A 20,413-nucleotide genomic window follows, 5' to 3' on the forward strand; every position below is an offset into this window, starting at 1 on the left:
ATGACGAAAACAAGAGATTTCCTTTTAGAAATTGGAGTTGAAGAGCTGCCTTCTAGTTTAATCTCGTCGATATTTGAGGAAACCAAAAGTCGGTTTATCGAAAAATTGAAGGAATCACGGCTCCATTATGAGGATTTGTATTTAGTCGGTACTCCTCGAAGAATTGCCCTTATTATTAAAGAGCTACAAGAACGCCAAGAGCCTTTGATTTTGGAAGTAAAGGGACCGGCAGCTAAGGTTGGCTTTTCTCCTGATGGAGAAGCTTTACAACCTGCTCTGGCATTTGCACGGGCTCAAGGCATAGACCCTCAAAGCCTTTTCATAAAAGAAACCGAGCGGGGGAAATATGTTTTTGGAAAAAAAATAAGAGATGGGCAACCATCCAGGGATGTATTGATCCAACTCTGTCCGGTTGTTTTACGTTCTTTAAACTTTCCTCGTTCCATGCTTTGGGGAGAGGGAGACTATCGTTTTGTTCGCCCCATTCGTTGGTTGGTAGCAATATTTGGAGAAGATGAAATTCCACTCTCGGTGGCTAGCGTTTCTACTTCTCGTTTCACCCACGGACATCGATTTTTATCAAAAAACTCTCAAGCTTTAAATAAAGCAGCCGATTATTTTACAACATTGGAAAGTCTCAAAGTTATAGTTGATCCGATTCAAAGAAGGACAATGATTGAGGAAGCATTGGATAGAGAAGTGAAAAAGATTGATGGTCATTGGTTGAGAGATGAGGACCTCATAAATGAAGTTACCTTTTTAGTCGAATATCCCGATGCAGCTTTGGGAAATTTTAATGAAAAATATTTACAACTTCCAGCTTGCGTTCTCACCACGGTGATGAAACATCACCAAAAATATTTTGCCTGTGTTGATGATGAGGGAAAATTGCTTTCCCGGTTTTTAGTGGTTTTGAATCGACCGGCTTTTGGATGTGAGAAAATTATTCATGGAAATGAGAGAGTATTAAAAGCTCGACTCGAAGATGCTTTGTTCTTTTTTACCGAAGACCAGAAAAAAAAATTAGAACAGAGAACCAAGTCTTTAAAAGGAATAGTTTTTCAAGAAGGATTAGGAACCATGTGGGAAAAAACCCTCCGATTAAAATATTTAGTTGAACGATTGGGTGCTTGTTTCCCAGGCAATGAAAATTCTCTCTCCCACTTAGAGCGAGCTGCTCTTTTAGCAAAAACCGATTTAACCTGTGAAATGGTTAAAGAATTACCGGAGTTACAGGGACACATGGGAAAGGTTTATGCTCAATTAGACGGTGAAAATGAGGAAGTCGCTACAGCTATTAAAGAGCAATACCTCCCCTCCCCGGGACAGGAAGACTACCCGGAAACTTTCACCGGGTGCATTCTTTCCCTTGCTGATAAAATGGATAATATAGTTTCCAGTTTTTCTTTGGGGAGAGTACCAAGCGGTTCAACTGATCCTTTTGGATTAAGAAGACAAGCTCAGGGGATTCTTAATATTTTATTAAACCGTCGTTGGTATTCAAACTTGCGAGACTGGATTAGTTGGAACTTAACAATTTTAAAAGAACAAGGGTTTGTGAATCCCGATCCCTCGGTGACCAATGATATTATTCAATTTATCATTGGTCGATTTCGTTTTTATTTGTTAGAAACAGGAATAAATTACTCAATCATCAATGCAGTAATAAGTGTATCTTGTGATGATGTCTATGATATTTACCTGCGGATTCATGCACTTCAAAAATTATTCGATAATGAAAGGAAATTTTTTGAAGATATTATTACCGGGTATTCTCGAGCCAACAACATCACCAAAAATTTTCAAGAGCTTTCCTTAGTAGATACCAATCTCTTTGAAGAAGAAGTAGAACACCAACTTTACAAAACACTACAAAGCATAGAAAAAGAATTTTATCCGGCAATCCAACGAGGCGATTATATTTATGCTTGTGAGTCTTTTTCAGCTGTTGTCCCAGTACTCAACAACTTTTTTGACGATGTATTGGTTATGACCGAATCTGAATCAGTACGCAATAATCGCCTGTCGATGTTAAAAAATATTGTTGAACTCTGGCAACCCATAGCCGATCTTTCTCAGATCGTTATTGAGGAGGGATCCAGGTGAGTTCCGAATTAAGTGATTTTATGACCAGTGATGATTTCAGTATATTTGTGGTTTCTGATGGAACGGGCAAGACTGCCTATTTGGCAGTACAAGCAGCACTTGCTCAGTTTGATCTCCCTCGAGTTAAAATTTTACGATTTGATCATGTAAAAAATAAAGAAGAAATCTTTAGTATACTCGACATGACACGCCCTCATAAGGATTTGGTGATTTATACTCTGGTCAATGATGATTTTGTTCAAGCGCTGGTTACCGAATCACTTCATCGCCGAATTTTAGTATTGGATTTGTTGAGCCCAATTGTTAATTCTATACGAAAACTGTCCACTCGATCCCCACGGGGAGAGCCGGGTTTGCTTCATAGCTCCGATGGAGAATCAGTGGCAATTACTGAAGCGGTAGAATATGCATTGGCGGAAAGTACTGGAGTAAGCTTTTCTCGTCTGAATGAGGCACAGGTCATCATCCTTACCGTTTGGTTCCCCCACCGTGACGATTGCGTAATGCAATTGGCAAAAAAGGGAATAAAATGTGGTTTTATGATGTTGAACCCTGATCTTCCTCTTCCCCAAAACTTGAAAGATGTTTTGGGGAAAGACCAGGGGAAAGTAATTATTGGCTTTATCATGGAACCTGGTTTTTTACAAAAGGTCCGCAATGAACGCATTATGAACCTGGGTTTGAATTACATGGAATACAAATCCAATCAAGAGGTTGTTCATCAAGAAATTGAATTTGCACGAGACATATATAAGAAGTTAAACTGTCCAGTGATTGATATCACCAGTTTAAATAGTAAAGATATAATCAATCAGATTTTGCTTAAAATTCAAAAGCAAAGGGAGGAAGCAGAATGAAGAAGTACGTTTATTTTTTTGGTGAAGGCGATGCATCAATGAAGATGCTTTTGGGCGGAAAAGGTGCCAATCTTGCTGAAATGACCAGAATAGGTCTCCCCGTCCCTCCAGGATTTACCATTAACACTGAAGCTTGCCATCATTATTACAAAAACAACGAAACTTGGCCCGAAGGACTTGAAGAAGAGGTAAAAAAGAACTTAGTTGAACTGGAAAAGAAGTCGCAAAAAAAATTTGGAGATCCAGTAAACCCGCTATTGGTTTCTGTTCGCTCTGGTGCTCCGGCATCCATGCCAGGCATGATGGATACGGTTTTAAATTTGGGTTTGAATGAAAGCTCTCTCCAGGGCCTAATAAAGCTAACTGGTAATGAGCGGTTTGCCCTCGATTGTTACCGACGTTTTATCCAAATGTTTGGTGATGTGGTTATGGGGGTCGACCACGATAAATACGAAGAAATTCTCAGTGATGTTAAAAAACAGGTTGGTGCCAGGCTTGATACCGACCTCACTGCTGAAAACCTAAAAGTTGTTATTTCACGGTATAAAGAACTGTATAAAAAGGTGACCGGTGAAGATTTCCCTCAAGAGCCGTTTAATCAGTTAAAAAAATCCATCAATGCTGTTTTCAGTTCTTGGAATAACAAAAGAGCGATTACCTACCGAAAGATAAATAAAATTCCAGAAAGCTGGGGAACCGCAGTCAACGTTCAAATGATGGCTTTTGGGAACATGGGCAATGATTCGGGAACCGGTGTTGGTTTTACTCGCAATCCGTCAACCGGTATAAAAGAGTTTTATGGAGAATACTTGGTTAACGCTCAGGGTGAAGATGTGGTAGCCGGTATTCGAACTCCGAAAGCAATTAAGGATATGGGACAGGATCTTCCGGCGGCCTTTGAAGATCTGAAGAAGATTTACTCTATACTTGAAGAACATTATCGGGATATGCAGGATTTTGAGTTTACCATTGAAAAAGGAAAGCTTTATATGCTTCAAACCCGAACCGGGAAACGAACCACTCAGGCAGCCATTAAAATAGCTGTAGACATGGTGAGTGAAGGATTAATTGACAAGAAAACAGCTGTAAAACGAATTGATCCAGCTTCTCTCAATCAACTCCTTCATCCACAGATTGACCGTAGTGTTTCATTGAAAGTTATTGCCAAAGGACTTCCGGCTTCTCCTGGTGCAGCTAGTGGAAAGGTTTATTTTGATGCTGATGATGCCGAACGGGTAGCCAACGAAGGAACCAAAGTTATCTTGGTTCGTCCTGAGACCACCCCTGATGACATCCACGGTGTTGTTGCTGCTCAGGGAGTTTTAACCAGCCGAGGTGGAATGACCAGTCACGCTGCAGTGGTGGCCCGAGGAATGGGAAAACCCTGTGTTGCCGGCTGTGAAGCGGTAGCTATCGATCTTGATAAAAAGCAATTCCAAGTCAACTCTTTGGTCGTCAAAGAAGGAGACTTTATCAGCATCGATGGTGGGAAAGGCGAAGTTATTTTGGGACAAGCTAAAACCATTCCGCCGCAACTTTCCGATGATTTCCAAAAGCTTTTAGGTTGGGCTGATAGTATTCGAAAGCTGGGTGTTCGTGCTAATGCCGATACGCCAAATGATGCTCGTAAAGCAATTGAATTCGGTGCCGAAGGTATTGGTTTGTGCCGGACCGAGCATATGTTCATGGCACCCGATCGTTTACCAGCAGTGCAAGAAATGATCATGGCTCAGAATGTAGAAGAACGGAAAAAAGCCTTGGCAAAAATAGAACCAATGCAAAAAGGTGATTTTAAAGAAATTTTTAAGGTTATGGAAGGAAAACCGGTGACCGTCCGCTTAATCGATCCTCCACTCCACGAGTTCCTCCCCAAATTGGAGGACTTGCTGGTTGAAGTAACCACTTTACGGGTGAAGGGAATCAGTGGTCCTGAATTAGAGGAAAAAGAGAAAATGCTCAAGATCGTTCGTGGACTTCATGAAACCAACCCGATGTTAGGTCTCCGTGGTTGCCGATTGGGAATTGTATACCCAGAAATTGTCGAGATGCAGGTCCGGGCAATTATCGATGCAGCCTGTGAGCTGGATAAAGAAGGAGTGAAAGTCCTTCCAGAAATTATGATTCCATTGGTAGGCCACCAGAACGAGATTAAAATTCAAAAAGAAATTTTGGAAAAAATTGCTAAAGAAACTCTAGATCGACATCAATCGAAAGTTCAGTATAAATTTGGAACCATGATTGAAATCCCTCGAGCAGCAATAGTTGCCGATCAGATTGCTGAATACGCCGAATTTTTCTCCTTTGGAACCAACGATTTAACCCAGATGACGTTTGGGTACAGCCGTGATGACGCTGAAGGCAAATTCCTTTTCTTCTATGAAGAAAATGGTATTCTGCCTGAGGATCCTTTTCAATCCATCGATCTTGATGGAGTTGGTGAATTAATGAAAATGGGTGTTCAGAAAGGAAGACAAGTCCGACCGGATCTCAAATGCGGGATCTGCGGTGAACATGGTGGAGATCCGAATTCGGTTATATTCTGCCACACCATTGGATTAAACTATGTCAGCTGTTCACCTTTCCGAGTTCCTTTGGCTCGTTTGGCGGCCGCTCATGCGGTAATCGAAGATGAGGGAAAGGTTAGGGATACTTCTAAGTTCGATAAATAAGCACTTTTATTGAACCGAAATAAACCGGACTGGTCTATACCAGTCCGGTTTTTCAGGTGATCGCTTGGAAATTACTACAATAAAAAAATTTTGGGAAAAATGGGAAGCTCAGACCCTCTCACCACTGGCAACCTTAAGTACCAAGAGCCGAGGGCGCGAGCGTCCCGAAAATGAGTGTGAATTGCGGAATTGCTTTCAAAGAGATCGTGACCGAATTATCCACAGCAAGTCATTTCGACGACTCAAACATAAAAGTCAGGTTTTTTTAAGTCCGGAAGGTGATCATTATCGGACCCGGCTTACTCACACCCTGGAAGTATCTCAAATTTCTCGAACTATTGCTCGAGGGTTACGGTTAAATGAGGACCTCACCGAGGCGATCAGTCTTGGTCATGATCTGGGTCATACTCCTTTTGGACATGCTGGCGAGGAAGCCCTCCAGGAAATTCGTCCAGGGGGTTTTAAACACAATGAACAGAGTTTGCGAGTTGTTGAATTTATCGAAAGAGATGGAAAGGGTCTTAATTTGACCTGGGAGGTGAGAGATGGTATTCTTCGGCATTCCAAGACCAGGGATTTGAATATGGAGAAAGTTTCAAAAGAAAATTTACCCCATACTTTGGAAGGCCAAGTAGTGAGATGGTCAGATATGATAGCTTATGTCAATCACGATATCGATGATGCGATAAGGGCTGGTGTTATCACTCAGTGTGACCTTCCCCAGGATTGTTTAGAAATTTTGGGGGAAACCCACCGAGAAAGAATTAATCGAATGGTGAAAGATGTTATTCTTAATAGCGTTGATAATTCTTCGGTAACCATGAGCGCTCCAGTTCGAAATGCCACCCAGAAATTACGAAACTTTTTATTTGAAACCGTATATTTTGGTGAATATCAAAAGGTTGAAAGAGAAAAAGCGAAACGATTAATAAAAGAGCTTTATCAATTCTTTTTAGAAAATTTAAAAGTCCTTGAAAAGGAATATCGGATTAATTTATATTACCAAGATGTCAATTTAATCGTATGCGATTTTATCTCCGGGATGACCGATCGCTATGCTATGGCCATCTACCGGAAGTATTTTATTCCATTTTCCTGGCCGCAGGAAGGAATGGGAAAAGAAATCAACTGAATGAATTGGAATTCAGAAGGGAGGATTATATTGTGGGATTAGCAGTATTTGCTACTATAGCTGGTTTAATAGCGGTTATATATGCAGTTTATTTAGTTATGAAAATTAATGCCTTTGATGCTGGTAACGAAAAAATGAAAGAGATTTCTCATGCTGTTCAAGAAGGGGCTATGGCCTTTCTTAAAAGAGAATACTTCTTTTTGATATTTTTTGTTATCGGTATGTTTATCCTCCTCACCTTTACCCGAGGAATTGTTGAGGCCATTTGTTACCTTTGTGGGTCGATTTGTTCGGTATTAGCCGGTTTTGTGGGAATGAGGGTTTCAACCAAAAGCAATGCCCGAACTACCCAGGCTGCCACACAAGGAATAAGCCAGGCACTTAAAGTAGCTTTTTCGTCAGGCACGGTTATGGGGATGTGTGTAGCTGGTTTTGGGCTCTTGGGCTTGGGAATTCTCTATCTGATCATTCGAGATGCTAATATAATCAACGGATTTGCCTTAGGTGCCAGCTCAATCGCTCTTTTTGCCAGAGTAGGCGGAGGGATTTATACTAAAGCAGCTGATGTAGGTGCCGACTTGGTGGGAAAGGTTGAAGCAGGTATTCCTGAAGATGACCCTCGCAATCCAGCAGTTATAGCTGATAATGTCGGAGATAATGTCGGAGACGTGGCCGGCATGGGTGCCGATTTGTTTGAATCCTACGTTGGTTCGATCATTGCTGCCATGGTTTTGGGAGTATTTGCTTTCCCCGGAACTTTAGGTGGAGTGATGTACCCACTGGTTTTAGCCGGTGCTGGAACTCTGGCTTCAATTTTTGGAACATTGTTTGTAAGCTCAAAAGACGAAAAAGGTTTGGCAGCAGCACTGAATCGTGGCACCTATATCAGTGGTGCCCTGGTTATCGTTATCAGCTTGATTGCCTCACTTTTGATCTTTAAGACAACTGGACCCTTCGTGGCGACGATTGCAGGTTTGATTGCAGGGATTGTTATCGGATTGACATCTCAATACTACACTGCCAGCGATTACAAGCCAGTTAAGGAATTAGCCGAAAACTCTAAAACCGGTCCGGCAACTGTGATCATCAATGGTTTAGCCCTTGGCATGGAAAGCACTCTTCTCCCCACGTTATTGGTTTGTGCAGCCATCATGGTGGCTTTTTGGGCAGCTGGAATTTATGGGATAGCTATTGCTGGAATCGGAATGTTATCGATTACAGCTATTATTGTTGCGGTTGATGCCTATGGACCGGTTGCCGACAATGCTGGTGGAATTGCTGAAATGGCTGAACTGGATCCCAAGGTAAGAAAGATTACCGATTCACTCGATTCACTCGGGAATACAACTGCTGCTATTGGGAAAGGATTTGCAGTTGCATCGGCAGCTTTAACTGCCCTAGGATTATTCGTAGCCTATTCCCAAACCGTTAAGCTCAGTGTGATTGACATCCTTAATCCCCGAACGGTAGTCGGGCTTTTCATTGGCGGTATGTTGCCCTTCCTGTTCTCGTCGATGGCAATGAAAGCAGTTGGTGCTGCGGCATTTAAGATGGTTGAGGAAGTTCGTCGGCAGTTCCGAGAAATCAAGGGATTGATGGAAGGGAAAGCCAAACCTGATTATGCCCGTTGCGTCGATATTAGTACTAGGGGTGCTATTACCAAGATGATTGTTCCAGGATTGATGGCTGTTTTAGTCCCTCTCTTTGTAGGAATTGCATTGGGAAAAGAAGCCTTGGGTGGACTTCTGGCTGGTGCCATTGTTACCGGTTTAATGCTGGCGATTATGATGGCAAATGCTGGTGGTGCCTGGGATAATGCCAAAAAATTTATCGAAAGTGGTTTCTTAGGAGGCAAAGGAACTTCTGCTCATTCGGCAGCAGTGGTCGGCGATACGGTTGGAGATCCTTTCAAGGATACTGCTGGTCCATCGCTGAATATTTTGATCAAATTAATGACCATTGTGGCACTGGTTTTTGCCCCGCTCTTTTTGAGATAGGATGCTCTTCAATATTTTAATAAAAAGAATAGCTCGGGGTTAATTATCAATACCCCCGGGCTATTATAATTTTCTATCCTGAAAATACCATCTTATAAATTCCCCCATTGAGGGGGGATAAAGGGGGGTGTGCCTTTAATCGGTCATCCTGAGCCCTCGCTTTTTGAGGGCGTGAGGATCTCATCTTTTAAGTTTTTTCTTCATAAATACTTTAAATGATGAGATTCTTACGTCGTCCGGTAAAAACACCGGACTCCTCAGAATGACTAAGTGGATGGTAGAGATTGCCACGTCGCACAAGACGCTCCTCGCAATGACGGATTTAGATAGGTATTTTCATCCTCATCTGGTGCTGCAAAGCAGCATGACGGTCTATCCTGAGAATTCATATCCATTTCTTTATTCTCTTCATAGTGGAAGAGGTTTAAATGAGGAGAAATAATATTCTTCTAAAGAGGGACCTTTTAAAATCTGAGAGGAATATTGGTTTATAATAAATTTATTAAATTTTAAAGAGGTTTATCTTTGGCAATTCAAGACCAAACTTTAGAAGAAATAAAAAACCGTATTGATATCGTTGAGCTCATCTCCAACTATGTAGATTTAAAACCAGCCGGGAAAAATTATCGAGGACTCTGCCCTTTTCACGAAGAAAAAACGCCTTCTTTTATCGTTTCACCAGAAAAAGGAATTTTCCATTGCTTTGGTTGTGGTGTTGGAGGGAGTATTTTTAATTTTATCATGAAAGTGGAAAATCTATCCTTTCGGGATGCGGTGATTCATTTATCACAGAAAGCGGGTATTGAACTACCTACCTCAAGACGGGATATACAGAACAAGGAATATCGACAAAAAGGAAAAATAATACAGTTAAATCAAGTCGTTCAAAAATTTTATTATGATTCACTCCTTCATTCTGAAGATCCGTTGGCAAAAACATCAAGGCATTATCTCTTTCAAAAAAGAGGTATTAAACCGTCAACAGCTGAACAATTCGGACTGGGTTATTCGCCGGCAGATGGAAAGGCGATTATCGAGTATTTATACCAACAAGGATTTAACGGGAACGATTTTATCCAGGCAGGGATAGGAAACGTCATTAGAAAAGGAGAATTATACGATCGATTCCGAGGACGAATAACCTTTTCGCTTCATGACAGCAACGGAGAGATTGTAGGCTTTGCTGGAAGAACCCTCCTTGAAAACGAGCATCCTAAATATATCAATTGTTCTGAAAGCCCGGTTTTTTCTAAAGGGAACAATTTATACGGTTTATTTGCCACGAAAAACGACATACGAAAAACCAAGACGGCCATATTAGTTGAAGGATACATGGATTTTCTATCTCTTTTCGAGAACCAGGTAACCAATTGCTTGGCATCGATGGGGACAGCCTTAACGGCTCATCAGGCAACTCTCATCAGAAGGTTCGCTGAAGAGGTTGTTATCTGTTATGATTCAGATAATGCTGGAAGAGTAGCAACTTTCCGTGGAATTGATATTTTAACCAAAAAGGGATTATCGGTAAAAATTGCAGTGCTCCCTGCACCTTATGATCCCGATTCCTATCTTCGCAAGAAAGGGAAGGGAGCATTTTTAAAAATTTTGGAACAAAAAAAACCGATTTTTGATTATCAATTGGAATTATTATTGCATGAATATGGTTCTAAATCATTAGAATCACAAATACATATCATTCGCGGCCTTCTTCCTTCCATCAATGCTATGACTGATTCCATTGAAAGGTCATTAAAAATACGTTCTTTGGCTCAGTACTTAAAAATTCCTGAATCTTTAATTTATAATGTTTTAAAGGGAACTCGAGAAAGCGAGAAAAAAATAAAACTCTTTAAAACAGCTCAGAAAGACGCTATTTACGGAGCAATAAAGGCAGAAAAAATATTAGTGAAATTTCTAATGGAAGAGCCAACCGTTAGAAGTATAATTTGTGACCAGGTTCCAGCTGAGTATTTTTCTATTCCAGAACACCGGAGAATCTATCAGGTGATTTTAAATAATTTGGATGAGAATTTTTCTCTTTCTGACCTGATTAACGTATTTTCTGGAGATGAATTGATGTCATCATGTATTTCAGCCATAGGTTCAATGGAAACCGAATGTCACGAAATGAATGAGGAATTGATTCAAAGTTTGATAAAAACTCTTAAATGGGCTGAATTAAGAAGAGAACGATCAATACTGGCTGGAGAATTAGCCCAACAAGCCGATTATGAATCAAAATTATTGATTGGAAAACGGATAGAAGAAATAGATAAGGAAATACAGAGATTAAAATCTTGTTCTTAATTATTCCTTGAAAAGGAAGGGGTAGATTATAATTTGGGTAATAAGATTTCTGAAAGGAATATATTGTGATACAATCTCTATATTTTGCAACTCAATAATTTGAGAGAGGGTGATTTATTGATTAGCAATAATGAAAATCAAGCCTCTCATACTTTAACCGCTGAATTTTCAAATCTTATTGAAAGCGGAAAAAAGAAAGGCTTCATCACTTTTAAAGAATTAAATGATGTTATTGGTGACGATGCGGTCAACATTGATAAGCTTGATGATCTCTATACTGTGTTGTCTGATCAAGGTATCGAAGTTTCTGACGAAGAGGAAGCAGGGAAAGAGGATCAAATAGTCGCCAGCACCGAAGATCTTAAGCTGGAAGGAATTAAAGGTATCGGTGTAGACGATCCGGTAAAAATGTATTTAAAAGAAATTGGTCAGGTCCCATTGCTTACTCCTGAAAAAGAAGTCGAGTTAGCAAAAAGAGTTGAAAAAGAAGACTCCATTGCTAAAAATGAATTGATTGAAGCAAATCTTCGCTTGGTGGTGAGTATCGCCAAGAGATATGTTGGTCGAGGAATGCTATTCCTGGATCTCATTCAAGAGGGAAATTTGGGACTAATTCGTGCGGTGGAGAAGTTTGACTATCGTAAGGGATATAAATTTAGTACTTATGCCACTTGGTGGATTCGTCAAGCAATTACTAGGGCTATCGCCGACCAAGCTCGTACTATTCGAATTCCAGTTCATATGGTTGAAACCATCAACAAATTGGTGCGCATTTCCCGTCAACTTCTTCAGGAATTGGGTCGAGAGCCGGCACCCGAAGAGATCGCCCAAAAAATGGGTATTCAGGTCGATAAGGTTAGAGAAATTTTAAAAACTGCTCAGGAACCGCTTTCCTTGGAAACTCCCATTGGGGAAGAAGAAGATAGCCATCTGGGTGATTTTATTGAAGATCAGGGAGTGATGGCACCACCCAAAGCGGCTTCCTATACACTCTTAAAGGAACAACTTGACGACGTGCTCAATACTTTAACCGACCGGGAACGAAAAGTCCTGAAGCTGCGTTTCGGCTTACAAGATGGAAGACCTCATACTCTTGAAGAGGTGGGGCAGATTTTTGGAGTTACCCGGGAACGGATCCGGCAAATTGAGGCCAAAGCCCTCCGTAAACTTCGTCATCCAAGTCGGAGCAGAAAATTACGCGATTATCTTGACGAGGCGGAATAAACCGTATATAATCCTTATCGTTGAATATTCCTCGGTAGCTCAACGGTGGAGCATCCGGCTGTTAACCGGAGGGTTGCAGGTTCGAATCCTGCCCGGGGAGCCAGATTATAAAAGCCGCCTTATAAGGCGGCTTTTTTTGTTGTGAGATCAATCTAAAATATATATTTATTAAAATAATATAAATAAAAAATGATATCTTGACAACGGTTTTGCTGTTGGATAAACTTGATTTTAGTTAATATTCTCTTGATAAGGGCCTTTGGTGTGGACTAAGAAGATTTTAATGGTTAGAATTAATGTTAAGTTGATGCTAGGTGGTAAACTTTTTAATGACCAATAAGGAAACCATCAAAGAGCCGGACATTAGGTTTATTTTCTTCTTTTTAACAGTTATTATTTTAGCTCTTATAACTGGAGGATATTTATATTATCACTATAATATACAAGCTGTTCAGGCTGAAAAAGAAATTGAACTCAAAGCCATAGCCGAACTAAAAGTTGAACAAATCCAGACTTGGCGAAACGAACGCCTTATCGATGCCTCCATGAATTCTTCAGGAATTCTCCGCATAGAAATCCTGCGATGGCTCAGGTCTCCCAATGATCAGGATTTAAAAAAACTCCTTGCTAATCACTGGCAAGATCTCCAAGATAATGCCAAATACCAAAATGTTCTTCTCATTTCACCTGCTGGACAAATTTTGCTTTCCCTTGATCCCGATATTGTTGAATTGGAAACCGATGCTATACAGCTGGTTAATCGAGCCATCGCAACTGGTCATGTTGTATTCGGGGATTTTTATCGGTGTATACAAAACGAAAGAATTCATTTAGATTTGACAGTTCCCGTACTTGATGATAATGAAACTCCCTTGGCAGCTCTCCTACTCCGTACTGACCCCGATAATTTTCTTTATCCTTTTATACAAACCTGGCCAACTCCAAGTGAGAGCGCAGAAACCCTTATTTTTAGACAGAACGGTCAGGAGATCGTATTCCTCAATCAACTTCGCCATCAACCTGATTCCGCGCTTAACACTTGTATTCCACTTACAGAAACTGATAATTCAACAGTTCAAGGGATAATGGGGAAAACCGGAATCATTCGTGGTAAAGATTATCGAGGAGAAGAAGTTGTTTCCTATATTCAACCAATACCTGATACTGACTGGTTTATGGAAGCTAAAATCAATATTGATGAAATATTTTCTGAGGCTCAGACCCGAGGAGGCTATATCCTTTTACTGTTTTCGCTTTTTGTAGCAATGGTGATTCTCCTTGCCATCCTGTTAATGAATCGCCGAAAAAGTAGAATATACCGAGAACTTTACCTTACCGAACAACAATTATCACAGTCCAAGGCAATTATAGCTGCCAGTAGTGATGCAGTATTGGTAATAGACCCGATTACGAATCGATATTTAGAGGTGAATGATACAGCGTGTGCCCGACTGGGTTACACCCGTGAGGAATTATTACACATGACTGTTCAAGATATAAACCCGGCTTTTCTCAGGGAAGAGTTCCCCCAATTTTTGCAAAAAGTTCACGAAAAGGGGAATCTATTAATTGAAACTTTTTATCAAAAAAAGGACGGGACAACTATCCCAGTCGAGGTCAATGTTCGTTCTATCCAGGTGGATGGAAACGAATATTTAGTTTCTACAGCCCGAGATGTAACCGAACGAAACCGCATAGAGAGGGAACTCTGGGAAGCCACCCAACGTCTTGATATGATTTTGGCTGCTACCAAAACCAATATTGACATTATTGATCATGACTATAATCTCATTTATGTGGATAAGCATTGGCAGAATATTTACGGTGACTTTATTGATCGAAAATGCTATGATTATTTTCTTGGATTAGAGGAACCCTGCGATTATTGTATTATTCATGATGTTTTACAAACCAAGCAACCAGTTGTTTTAGAAAGAATACTCACGAAAGAAAATGACCGGGTTATTGAAGTTCATACTATACCAATAAAGGATATATCGGGAAAATGGGTTGTAGCCAAATTTAATATTGATATCACCAAACGCAAGCAAGCGGAAAAAGCGCTTAGAGAAAGTGAAGAAAAGTTTCGTCTTCTGGTGCAATCCACCAACGATATTATCTTTACCTTAGATACTCAGCAGCGACATACCAGTGTTTATGGACAATGGTTAGTACAAGGTGGGTTGAGTGAAGATAAGTTTTTAGGAAAAACCGCTGCTGAATTTTTTGGTGAGGAAGCTGCAAAAATCCATACACAATCCAATCTACTTGCTCTTCAAGGTGAATTTGTTAAATATGAATGGTCAGCAAAATTAGAAGGGGAAGAGCGTTTTTACCAAACTTCACTTTCTCCAATGAAAAATAGTGAGGGAAAAGTATTCGGTTTGGTCGGTATTGGTCGTGATATTACTGCCCTAAAAAAGGCAGAGAAAGCTCAACGTGATATTGAAGCTCAGTTCCAAAAAGTGGTTGAGGGTGCACCTGATGCAATCTTCATAGAAACGGTCAATCAATTTAGCTATCTCAATCCGGCAGCTTGTAAACTTTTTGGAGCCAAGTCTCCTGATGAGCTATTAGGTAAACCGTTATTGGATCGGATTCATCCTATAGCAAGAGAGCGATCTAAACAACGTATTCATCTTTTAAATATTGAAAAACAATCAGTTCCCTTAATTGAGCAAATTTATCTTCGTTTGGACGGCAGTGAAGTTCCAGTGGAAGTAACGGCGGTTCCCATTTTCTATCAAGGGAAAGACGGGGCTCTGGTGTTTGTTCGAGATATTACCAAGCGGAAAAAAGCCGAGGAAGAACGTTCAAAGCTCGCCGAACGCTTACAGGTTTCTGAGAAGATGGAGATTATTGGAAGTTTAGCTGGTGGGATTGCTCATGATTTCAATAACCTGCTATCGGTAATCACTGGGTATACCGATTTAATTTTATCCAGAAATTGTAAAGATGATTCAATACGTGAAAATTTAACCGAAGTTCGAAAGGCTACCGAAAGGGCGACAGCGCTCACTCAGCAATTACTCACCCTTAGCCGTAAACAGGTTGTCAATCCCGGACAAATTAGTCTCAATCAAATTATTGTTGGGATGGAAAAGATGGTGAGGCAAGTTATTGGAGAAAATATTGGACTGATGCAAATTCTCTCTCCCGACCTGTGGCTAACCTTGGCTGATCCCAACCAATTAGAACAGGTCATTATGAATTTAGTTGTTAATGCCCGTGATGCAATGCCCAATGGAGGAAAACTCATTATTGAAACTTCAAACGTTGAGCTTGATGAAAAATACGTATCCCAGCATATTGATGTCCTCCCTGGGCAATATGTCATGCTCAGCATCTCTGATACGGGAAGCGGTATGGATGAACAAACCAAGTTGAAAATATTCGAACCATTTTTTACTACTAAAACCAAAGGGACCGGCCTTGGGCTTTCCACGGTTTATGGTATTGTTAAACAAAATAAAGGACATGTCTGGGTTTACAGCGAACCGGGAGAAGGAACTACTTTTAAAATTTATTTAAGGCGGGAAACTCTTCAAAAAATCATTCATAAACCCACAGTACCAGTGGAGAGCAAAAATCCAAGAGGGACTGAAACCGTTCTGGTTGTGGATGATGAACAATCAGTTCGAAATCTAGTGAAGAAAATTCTGAGTAATGTCGGTTATACCGTATTATCAGCAGCAAGTGGTTCAGAAGCTCTTAAAATATTGAATCAGGATGAAAGACGAGTACAATTGGTGCTTACCGATATCGTTATGCCTGAGATGAGTGGTGAAAAATTTTCCCAACATCTTTTAAAGCTATTCCCTCATATCAAAGTCATCTTTATGTCGGGTTTTGCCGATAGTGCCGTACAAAATAATGAGATTGATCATGATCAGGTAATCTCAATATCGGTAAACCCTTCAGTGCCGCCGATCTTACTCATAAAGTGAGGGAAGTGTTAGATGGTGTCATACCTTCAAAAATTGAAAAAAATGAGAAGATGATAATAACTCATAAAACCAGAAATAACAGAGTTATTCCTCTAAAAAAATTACAGCTTCTTCCGATAAAAATCTATAAAGATCTGCGACAAGCTACATTAGCCGCACGATACGACGATTTAGTTCAAATCATTGAGAAAATCCATTCCATAGATACCAATTTAGCCGAAATACTTTATCAATTAGTTGATGAATATAATTACGATGGAATTTTAGATTTAATCGATGAAAAAGGAGGGGGAGAAAAGTCAGATGGTTGAAATGAATGTTGGGAATGTTTTGGTGGTTGATGATGCCCACGATAATCTTCGACTGCTCAGTACTCTCTTAAAACGGGGCGGACTGGTACCAAGACCAGTTGACAGCGGTAAAAAGGCTTTTGAAGTAGCAGTTGTTGACCCTCCTGATTTAGTTCTTTTAGATATCCAGATGCCGGAGATGTCGGGGTTTGAGGTGTGCCAACGATTTATGCAAGATGAACGGCTCCAGAATATCCCTATTATTTTTATTAGTGGATAACAAGGAACTGATGATAAAGTGAAGGCTTTTCAAGCTGGAGGGGTTGATTATGTTTCCAAACCCTTCCAAGAACAAGAAGTTTTGGCACGGGTTTGGGCTCATATACACCTTAAAAAACTCCGAGAAGAGCTGGTTTATCACAATAAACAATTGGAAGAAATTGTCACAAAACAGGTTGAAATTATTACTGCATCTCAAATGGCAACCATTTTTGCCCTGGCAAAGTTGGCAGAATCGCGGGACAAGGGAACCGGTCAGCACTTTGAGAGGGTCCGCATTTTTACTAAAAAACTTGCCCTTCAAATGCGGGAAATGGGATTATATGAGGATATTTTAACTCCATCTTTTATAGACAACCTTTATCAAGCTGCCTGTCTTCATGACATTGGGAAAGTAGGAGTACCTGATGCCATTTTATTAAAACCTGGGAAAGTGACCCCAGTAGAATATGAAGAAATCAAAAAGCACAGCATTTATGGCGCCGATACTTTGGCTGAGGTTTTAAAATATTTTCCCGAGAATCAATTTTTACAAATGGGTGTCGAACTAGCTCGATATCATCATGAGAAATGGGATGGAACTGGTTATCCCGAAGGTCTGGTTGGGAAGGATATACCACTAAGTGCTCGGATAATTGCTCTGGCTGACTACTACGATGCTTTGACTTCAATCCGTTGCTATCGAGAGGCTTTTAGCCATGAAGAAACAATTCAAATGATTTATCGAGAAAGTGGGAGACATTTTGACCCCGATGTGGTTAAGGCTTTTCGACTTCTTGACAAGGAATTTAAACGTATTCGTCAGGAAATACAGGATTAATACAATCCTCGATATTCTTGTGTTCTACCCTGAAAATACCATCTTATAAATTCCCCCATTGAGGGGGGATAAAGGGGGGTGTGCCTTTAATCGGTCATCCTGAGCCCTCGCTTTTTGAGGGCGTGAGGATCTCATCTTTTAAGTTTTTTCTTCATAAATACTTTAAATGATGAGATTCTTACGTCGTCCGGCAAAAACACCGGACTCCTCAGAATGACTAAGTGGATGGTAGAGATTGCCACGTCGCACAAGACGCTCCTCGCAATGACCGAGCAGGAAAAAAACTCAAATCCCCCTAACCCCCTTTGCTAAAGGGGGAAACGATTCCTGGGAAGGCATTTTCATCCTCATGTGGTGCTGCATAAGCAGCATGAAGGTATATCCTGAAAACCAACTAACGCTTAAAAATGCCGTCATCCTGAGCCCTCGCTTTTTGAGGGCGTGAGGATCTCATCTTTTCATTATTATAAAAAAATACTAAATGAGATTGCCACGTCGCTGCGCTCCTCGCAATGACGGAGCAGGGGGATGAGATTGCCACGTCGCACAGGACGTTCCTCGCAATCAGACTGTGTCACAATTATTCTGTAAATTTTTTACCACCACTTAGGTTAATATTTTACAGTAATATTGGGAATAGATAACCAAAAAACTGAAGATAAATAGAATATATCTTCCACTTTCAAACTCTTCTTGGTGTATGAAAGAGATTATGACACAGCCTGAATGACGGAGCAGAATACAAACCCCTCATACCCCTTTTCTAAAGGGGGAAATTGATCGGCATATTCATTCATTATCATCAAATGATGTAACATGGCATGAAAATAAATCATGAAAATATACGGGCGTGATAAATCAAGACAGTACAAAAGAATTTAAAATGTAGGGGTTTGATTTATTGCGCCCGATTAATGTAGCGACATGCCATGGCATGTCGAATCTGGGCTTTCACCCTCATCTTCACCTTCTCCCATCAAGGGAGAAGGAACTCTGAATTCTTTTGTTCTTTTTTCCTCGCCCCTTAGTGGGAGACGGTCCAGAGTGAGGAGGGGCAACTATTTTCATTGTCATTAGGTTCCATATATGGCATAAAGATAAATTATGTGGTATGAAGTTAGTTATAATAAGAAAAATATTTTTAAGGGAGGTGTAACATGAGAGGAAAATTTAAGTTTCAAGACGATTTTATTTACAAAATGCCAGCTCATTTTGGAGGATCGCCCTTTTATCCAATAAGAGCAGTGTATGGAGATATGTTAGGTGTCTCCGTCCAATATGAAACCGACCAAAAAGCGTTACTCCAATACATACCCGAAGATTTTGAACTTCGAGAACCGATAGTAAGCGTCCAGTATACCAACTGTCGAGATGTGGTTTGGATGGCGGGGGGCGAATATCGGCTGATACAAGTTTCTGCTCCGGTTACATATATGGGGAATTCTGAAGGGCTTTCTGGTGATTATGCCCTGGTGGTATGGGAAAATAAAACTTGCCCCATCATCGGAGGGCGAGAGGAGGATGGTGTTCCCAAGATTTTTGCTGACATCGCCAACGAACGTCGTGTCGAAAATCATTGGTTTACAAATGCCAGTTATGAAAGCTGCACTTTTCTTAAAATTGATTTTAATCAACAGGATGAAGTATCGTCAAAAGATATTGAGAAACTAAACGAAAATCCCAAAGTCAACCTATTTGGCTGGCGTTATTTACCCAATCTTGGAAAGGGAGGAGCGACTTTGAGTCACGCTACCCTTTACCCGCAGGAAATGAACATAAAACAAGCTTGGTTCGGTGAAGGTAGTCTCCAATGGACGACGCTGACCCCGGAGCAACATCCTTTACAGAGTCATATCATCAAGGCTTTGGCAGATTTGCCAATAGTGAAGTATACCAACGCTATGATGTTAAAGTGCTCAGCCAGTCTCAACGTAGGCGATTCGAAAATTCTACCCTAAAGGAGGGAGAAACATGAGCGAATATTTTGAAAATAAAGTAGCAGTGGTCACCGGAGCGGCATCAGGTATCGGTTTGGGACTCACCGAACATTTGCTGGCAAGAGGAGCAAAGGCAGTATTCATGGGTGATGTGAACGAAGAGAATCTCGTCAAAGAATCCGGACGTTTAAACCAAAAATACCCCGGAAAAGTCAGCCCTCAACTCACCGATGTAACCAAGCTGGAGCAAGTTGAGAAACTGATTCATGCTGCTAAAGCCTTTGATGGTCATCTTGATTTTGTGTTCAACAACGCTGGAGTGGGTATCACAATTCCAACGGAAAAAGTGACCTTTGAAATCTGGAAATTTGTTATAGATTTAAATTTCATGGGTATTGTCTATGGTACCTATACGGCGATACCCATCATGCGGGAGCAGGGGTTTGGACACATCGTTAACACTGCTTCTATTACCGGGAGAATACCGGTTCCTTACCAAGCGGTTTATGCTGCAAGCAAAAGCGCAGTGATATCCATGACCGAGAGCTTGCAATATGAGTTGGAAGAGGAAGGATTAAATTTTAGTGTTTTTTGTCCCGGGAACGTCAGAACAGCTATTTTTGGAAACACGACACCGCCACCAGATTCAATTAGTGTTGACGAAGCGGTGGACTATATTTTTCAGGAACTCGAAAAAAAATCGATAGTCATAGTCTTTCCTCAACAAATGCGAGATTTTGATAGACTTTATAGGGAAAGTCGCCCGGAATTTGAAAAGAAAATTCGTAATTTAGCTGCCGAACGCCGAGAGAATTATCGAACCAAGGGCACCTACTATTAGGTTGGGT

At 40.7% G+C, this 20,413-nt stretch carries 13 protein-coding genes and 1 tRNA gene; all 14 read left to right on the top strand.

Going from position 1 to position 20,413, the window contains the following annotated elements; genetic code table 11:
* The 14 genes from glyS to RT761_RS08020 all read left to right on the top strand — a co-directional run bounded on the left by glyS (position 1) and on the right by RT761_RS08020 (position 20,406).
* Positions 1-2,106 carry a glycine--tRNA ligase subunit beta gene (gene glyS / locus RT761_RS07955; RefSeq protein WP_218110894.1) on the top strand — a complete coding sequence of 702 codons (2,106 nt, stop codon included), beginning with the start codon at positions 1-3 and terminating at the stop codon, positions 2,104-2,106.
* Entirely contained in the window at positions 2,103-2,963 is an 861-nt protein-coding gene (locus tag RT761_RS07960; protein WP_218110895.1) for a kinase/pyrophosphorylase, read from the top strand. Before glyS ends, RT761_RS07960 begins: the two co-directional genes overlap by 4 nt.
* Entirely contained in the window at positions 2,960-5,632 is a 2,673-nt protein-coding gene (gene ppdK / locus RT761_RS07965; RefSeq protein WP_218110896.1) for a pyruvate, phosphate dikinase, read from the top strand. The genes RT761_RS07960 and ppdK overlap by 4 nt, the downstream gene beginning before the upstream one ends.
* 70 nt (positions 5,633-5,702) lie before the next feature.
* Positions 5,703-6,764 (top strand): deoxyguanosinetriphosphate triphosphohydrolase, encoded by a 1,062-nt coding sequence (locus RT761_RS07970; protein WP_343073779.1) that lies wholly within the window; start codon positions 5,703-5,705, stop codon positions 6,762-6,764.
* A 29-nt stretch (positions 6,765-6,793) separates the two neighbouring features.
* Complete coding sequence (locus RT761_RS07975; RefSeq protein ID WP_425491274.1) at positions 6,794-8,761, top strand: sodium-translocating pyrophosphatase; 1,968 nt, start codon at positions 6,794-6,796, stop codon at positions 8,759-8,761.
* A gap of 525 nt (positions 8,762-9,286) precedes the next feature.
* Positions 9,287-11,068, top strand: coding sequence for a DNA primase (gene dnaG / locus RT761_RS07980; protein ID WP_218110899.1), 1,782 nt, complete (start codon positions 9,287-9,289; stop codon positions 11,066-11,068).
* Positions 11,069-11,185: 117 nt separating this feature from the next.
* Positions 11,186-12,292 carry an RNA polymerase sigma factor RpoD gene (gene rpoD / locus RT761_RS07985; RefSeq protein WP_246465119.1) on the top strand — a complete coding sequence of 369 codons (1,107 nt, stop codon included), beginning with the start codon at positions 11,186-11,188 and terminating at the stop codon, positions 12,290-12,292.
* Between the two features lie 28 nt (positions 12,293-12,320).
* A tRNA-Asn gene (locus tag RT761_RS07990) sits at positions 12,321-12,395 on the top strand.
* A 226-nt stretch (positions 12,396-12,621) separates the two neighbouring features.
* Positions 12,622-16,239, top strand: a complete 3,618-nt coding sequence (locus RT761_RS07995; RefSeq protein WP_218110900.1) for a PAS domain S-box protein — start codon at positions 12,622-12,624, stop codon at positions 16,237-16,239.
* A gap of 5 nt (positions 16,240-16,244) precedes the next feature.
* Positions 16,245-16,550, top strand: a complete 306-nt coding sequence (locus RT761_RS08000; protein ID WP_218110901.1) for a hypothetical protein — start codon at positions 16,245-16,247, stop codon at positions 16,548-16,550.
* Complete coding sequence (locus RT761_RS08005; RefSeq protein WP_218110902.1) at positions 16,543-16,809, top strand: response regulator; 267 nt, start codon at positions 16,543-16,545, stop codon at positions 16,807-16,809. Before RT761_RS08000 ends, RT761_RS08005 begins: the two co-directional genes overlap by 8 nt.
* A gap of 18 nt (positions 16,810-16,827) precedes the next feature.
* Positions 16,828-17,628: an HD-GYP domain-containing protein gene (locus RT761_RS08010; RefSeq protein ID WP_218110903.1), complete on the top strand. Its 801-nt coding sequence runs from the start codon at positions 16,828-16,830 to the stop codon at positions 17,626-17,628.
* A 1,157-nt stretch (positions 17,629-18,785) separates the two neighbouring features.
* Complete coding sequence (locus RT761_RS08015; protein ID WP_218110904.1) at positions 18,786-19,586, top strand: acetoacetate decarboxylase family protein; 801 nt, start codon at positions 18,786-18,788, stop codon at positions 19,584-19,586.
* Between the two features lie 13 nt (positions 19,587-19,599).
* A complete protein-coding gene (locus tag RT761_RS08020) occupies positions 19,600-20,406 on the top strand; it encodes an SDR family NAD(P)-dependent oxidoreductase (RefSeq protein WP_218110905.1) in 807 nt (268 codons plus the stop codon).
* Positions 20,407-20,413 lie beyond the last annotated feature (7 nt).

Origin of the sequence: Atribacter laminatus (genome assembly GCF_015775515.1) — a bacterium.
Classification (GTDB): domain Bacteria; phylum Atribacterota; class Atribacteria; order Atribacterales; family Atribacteraceae; genus Atribacter; species Atribacter laminatus.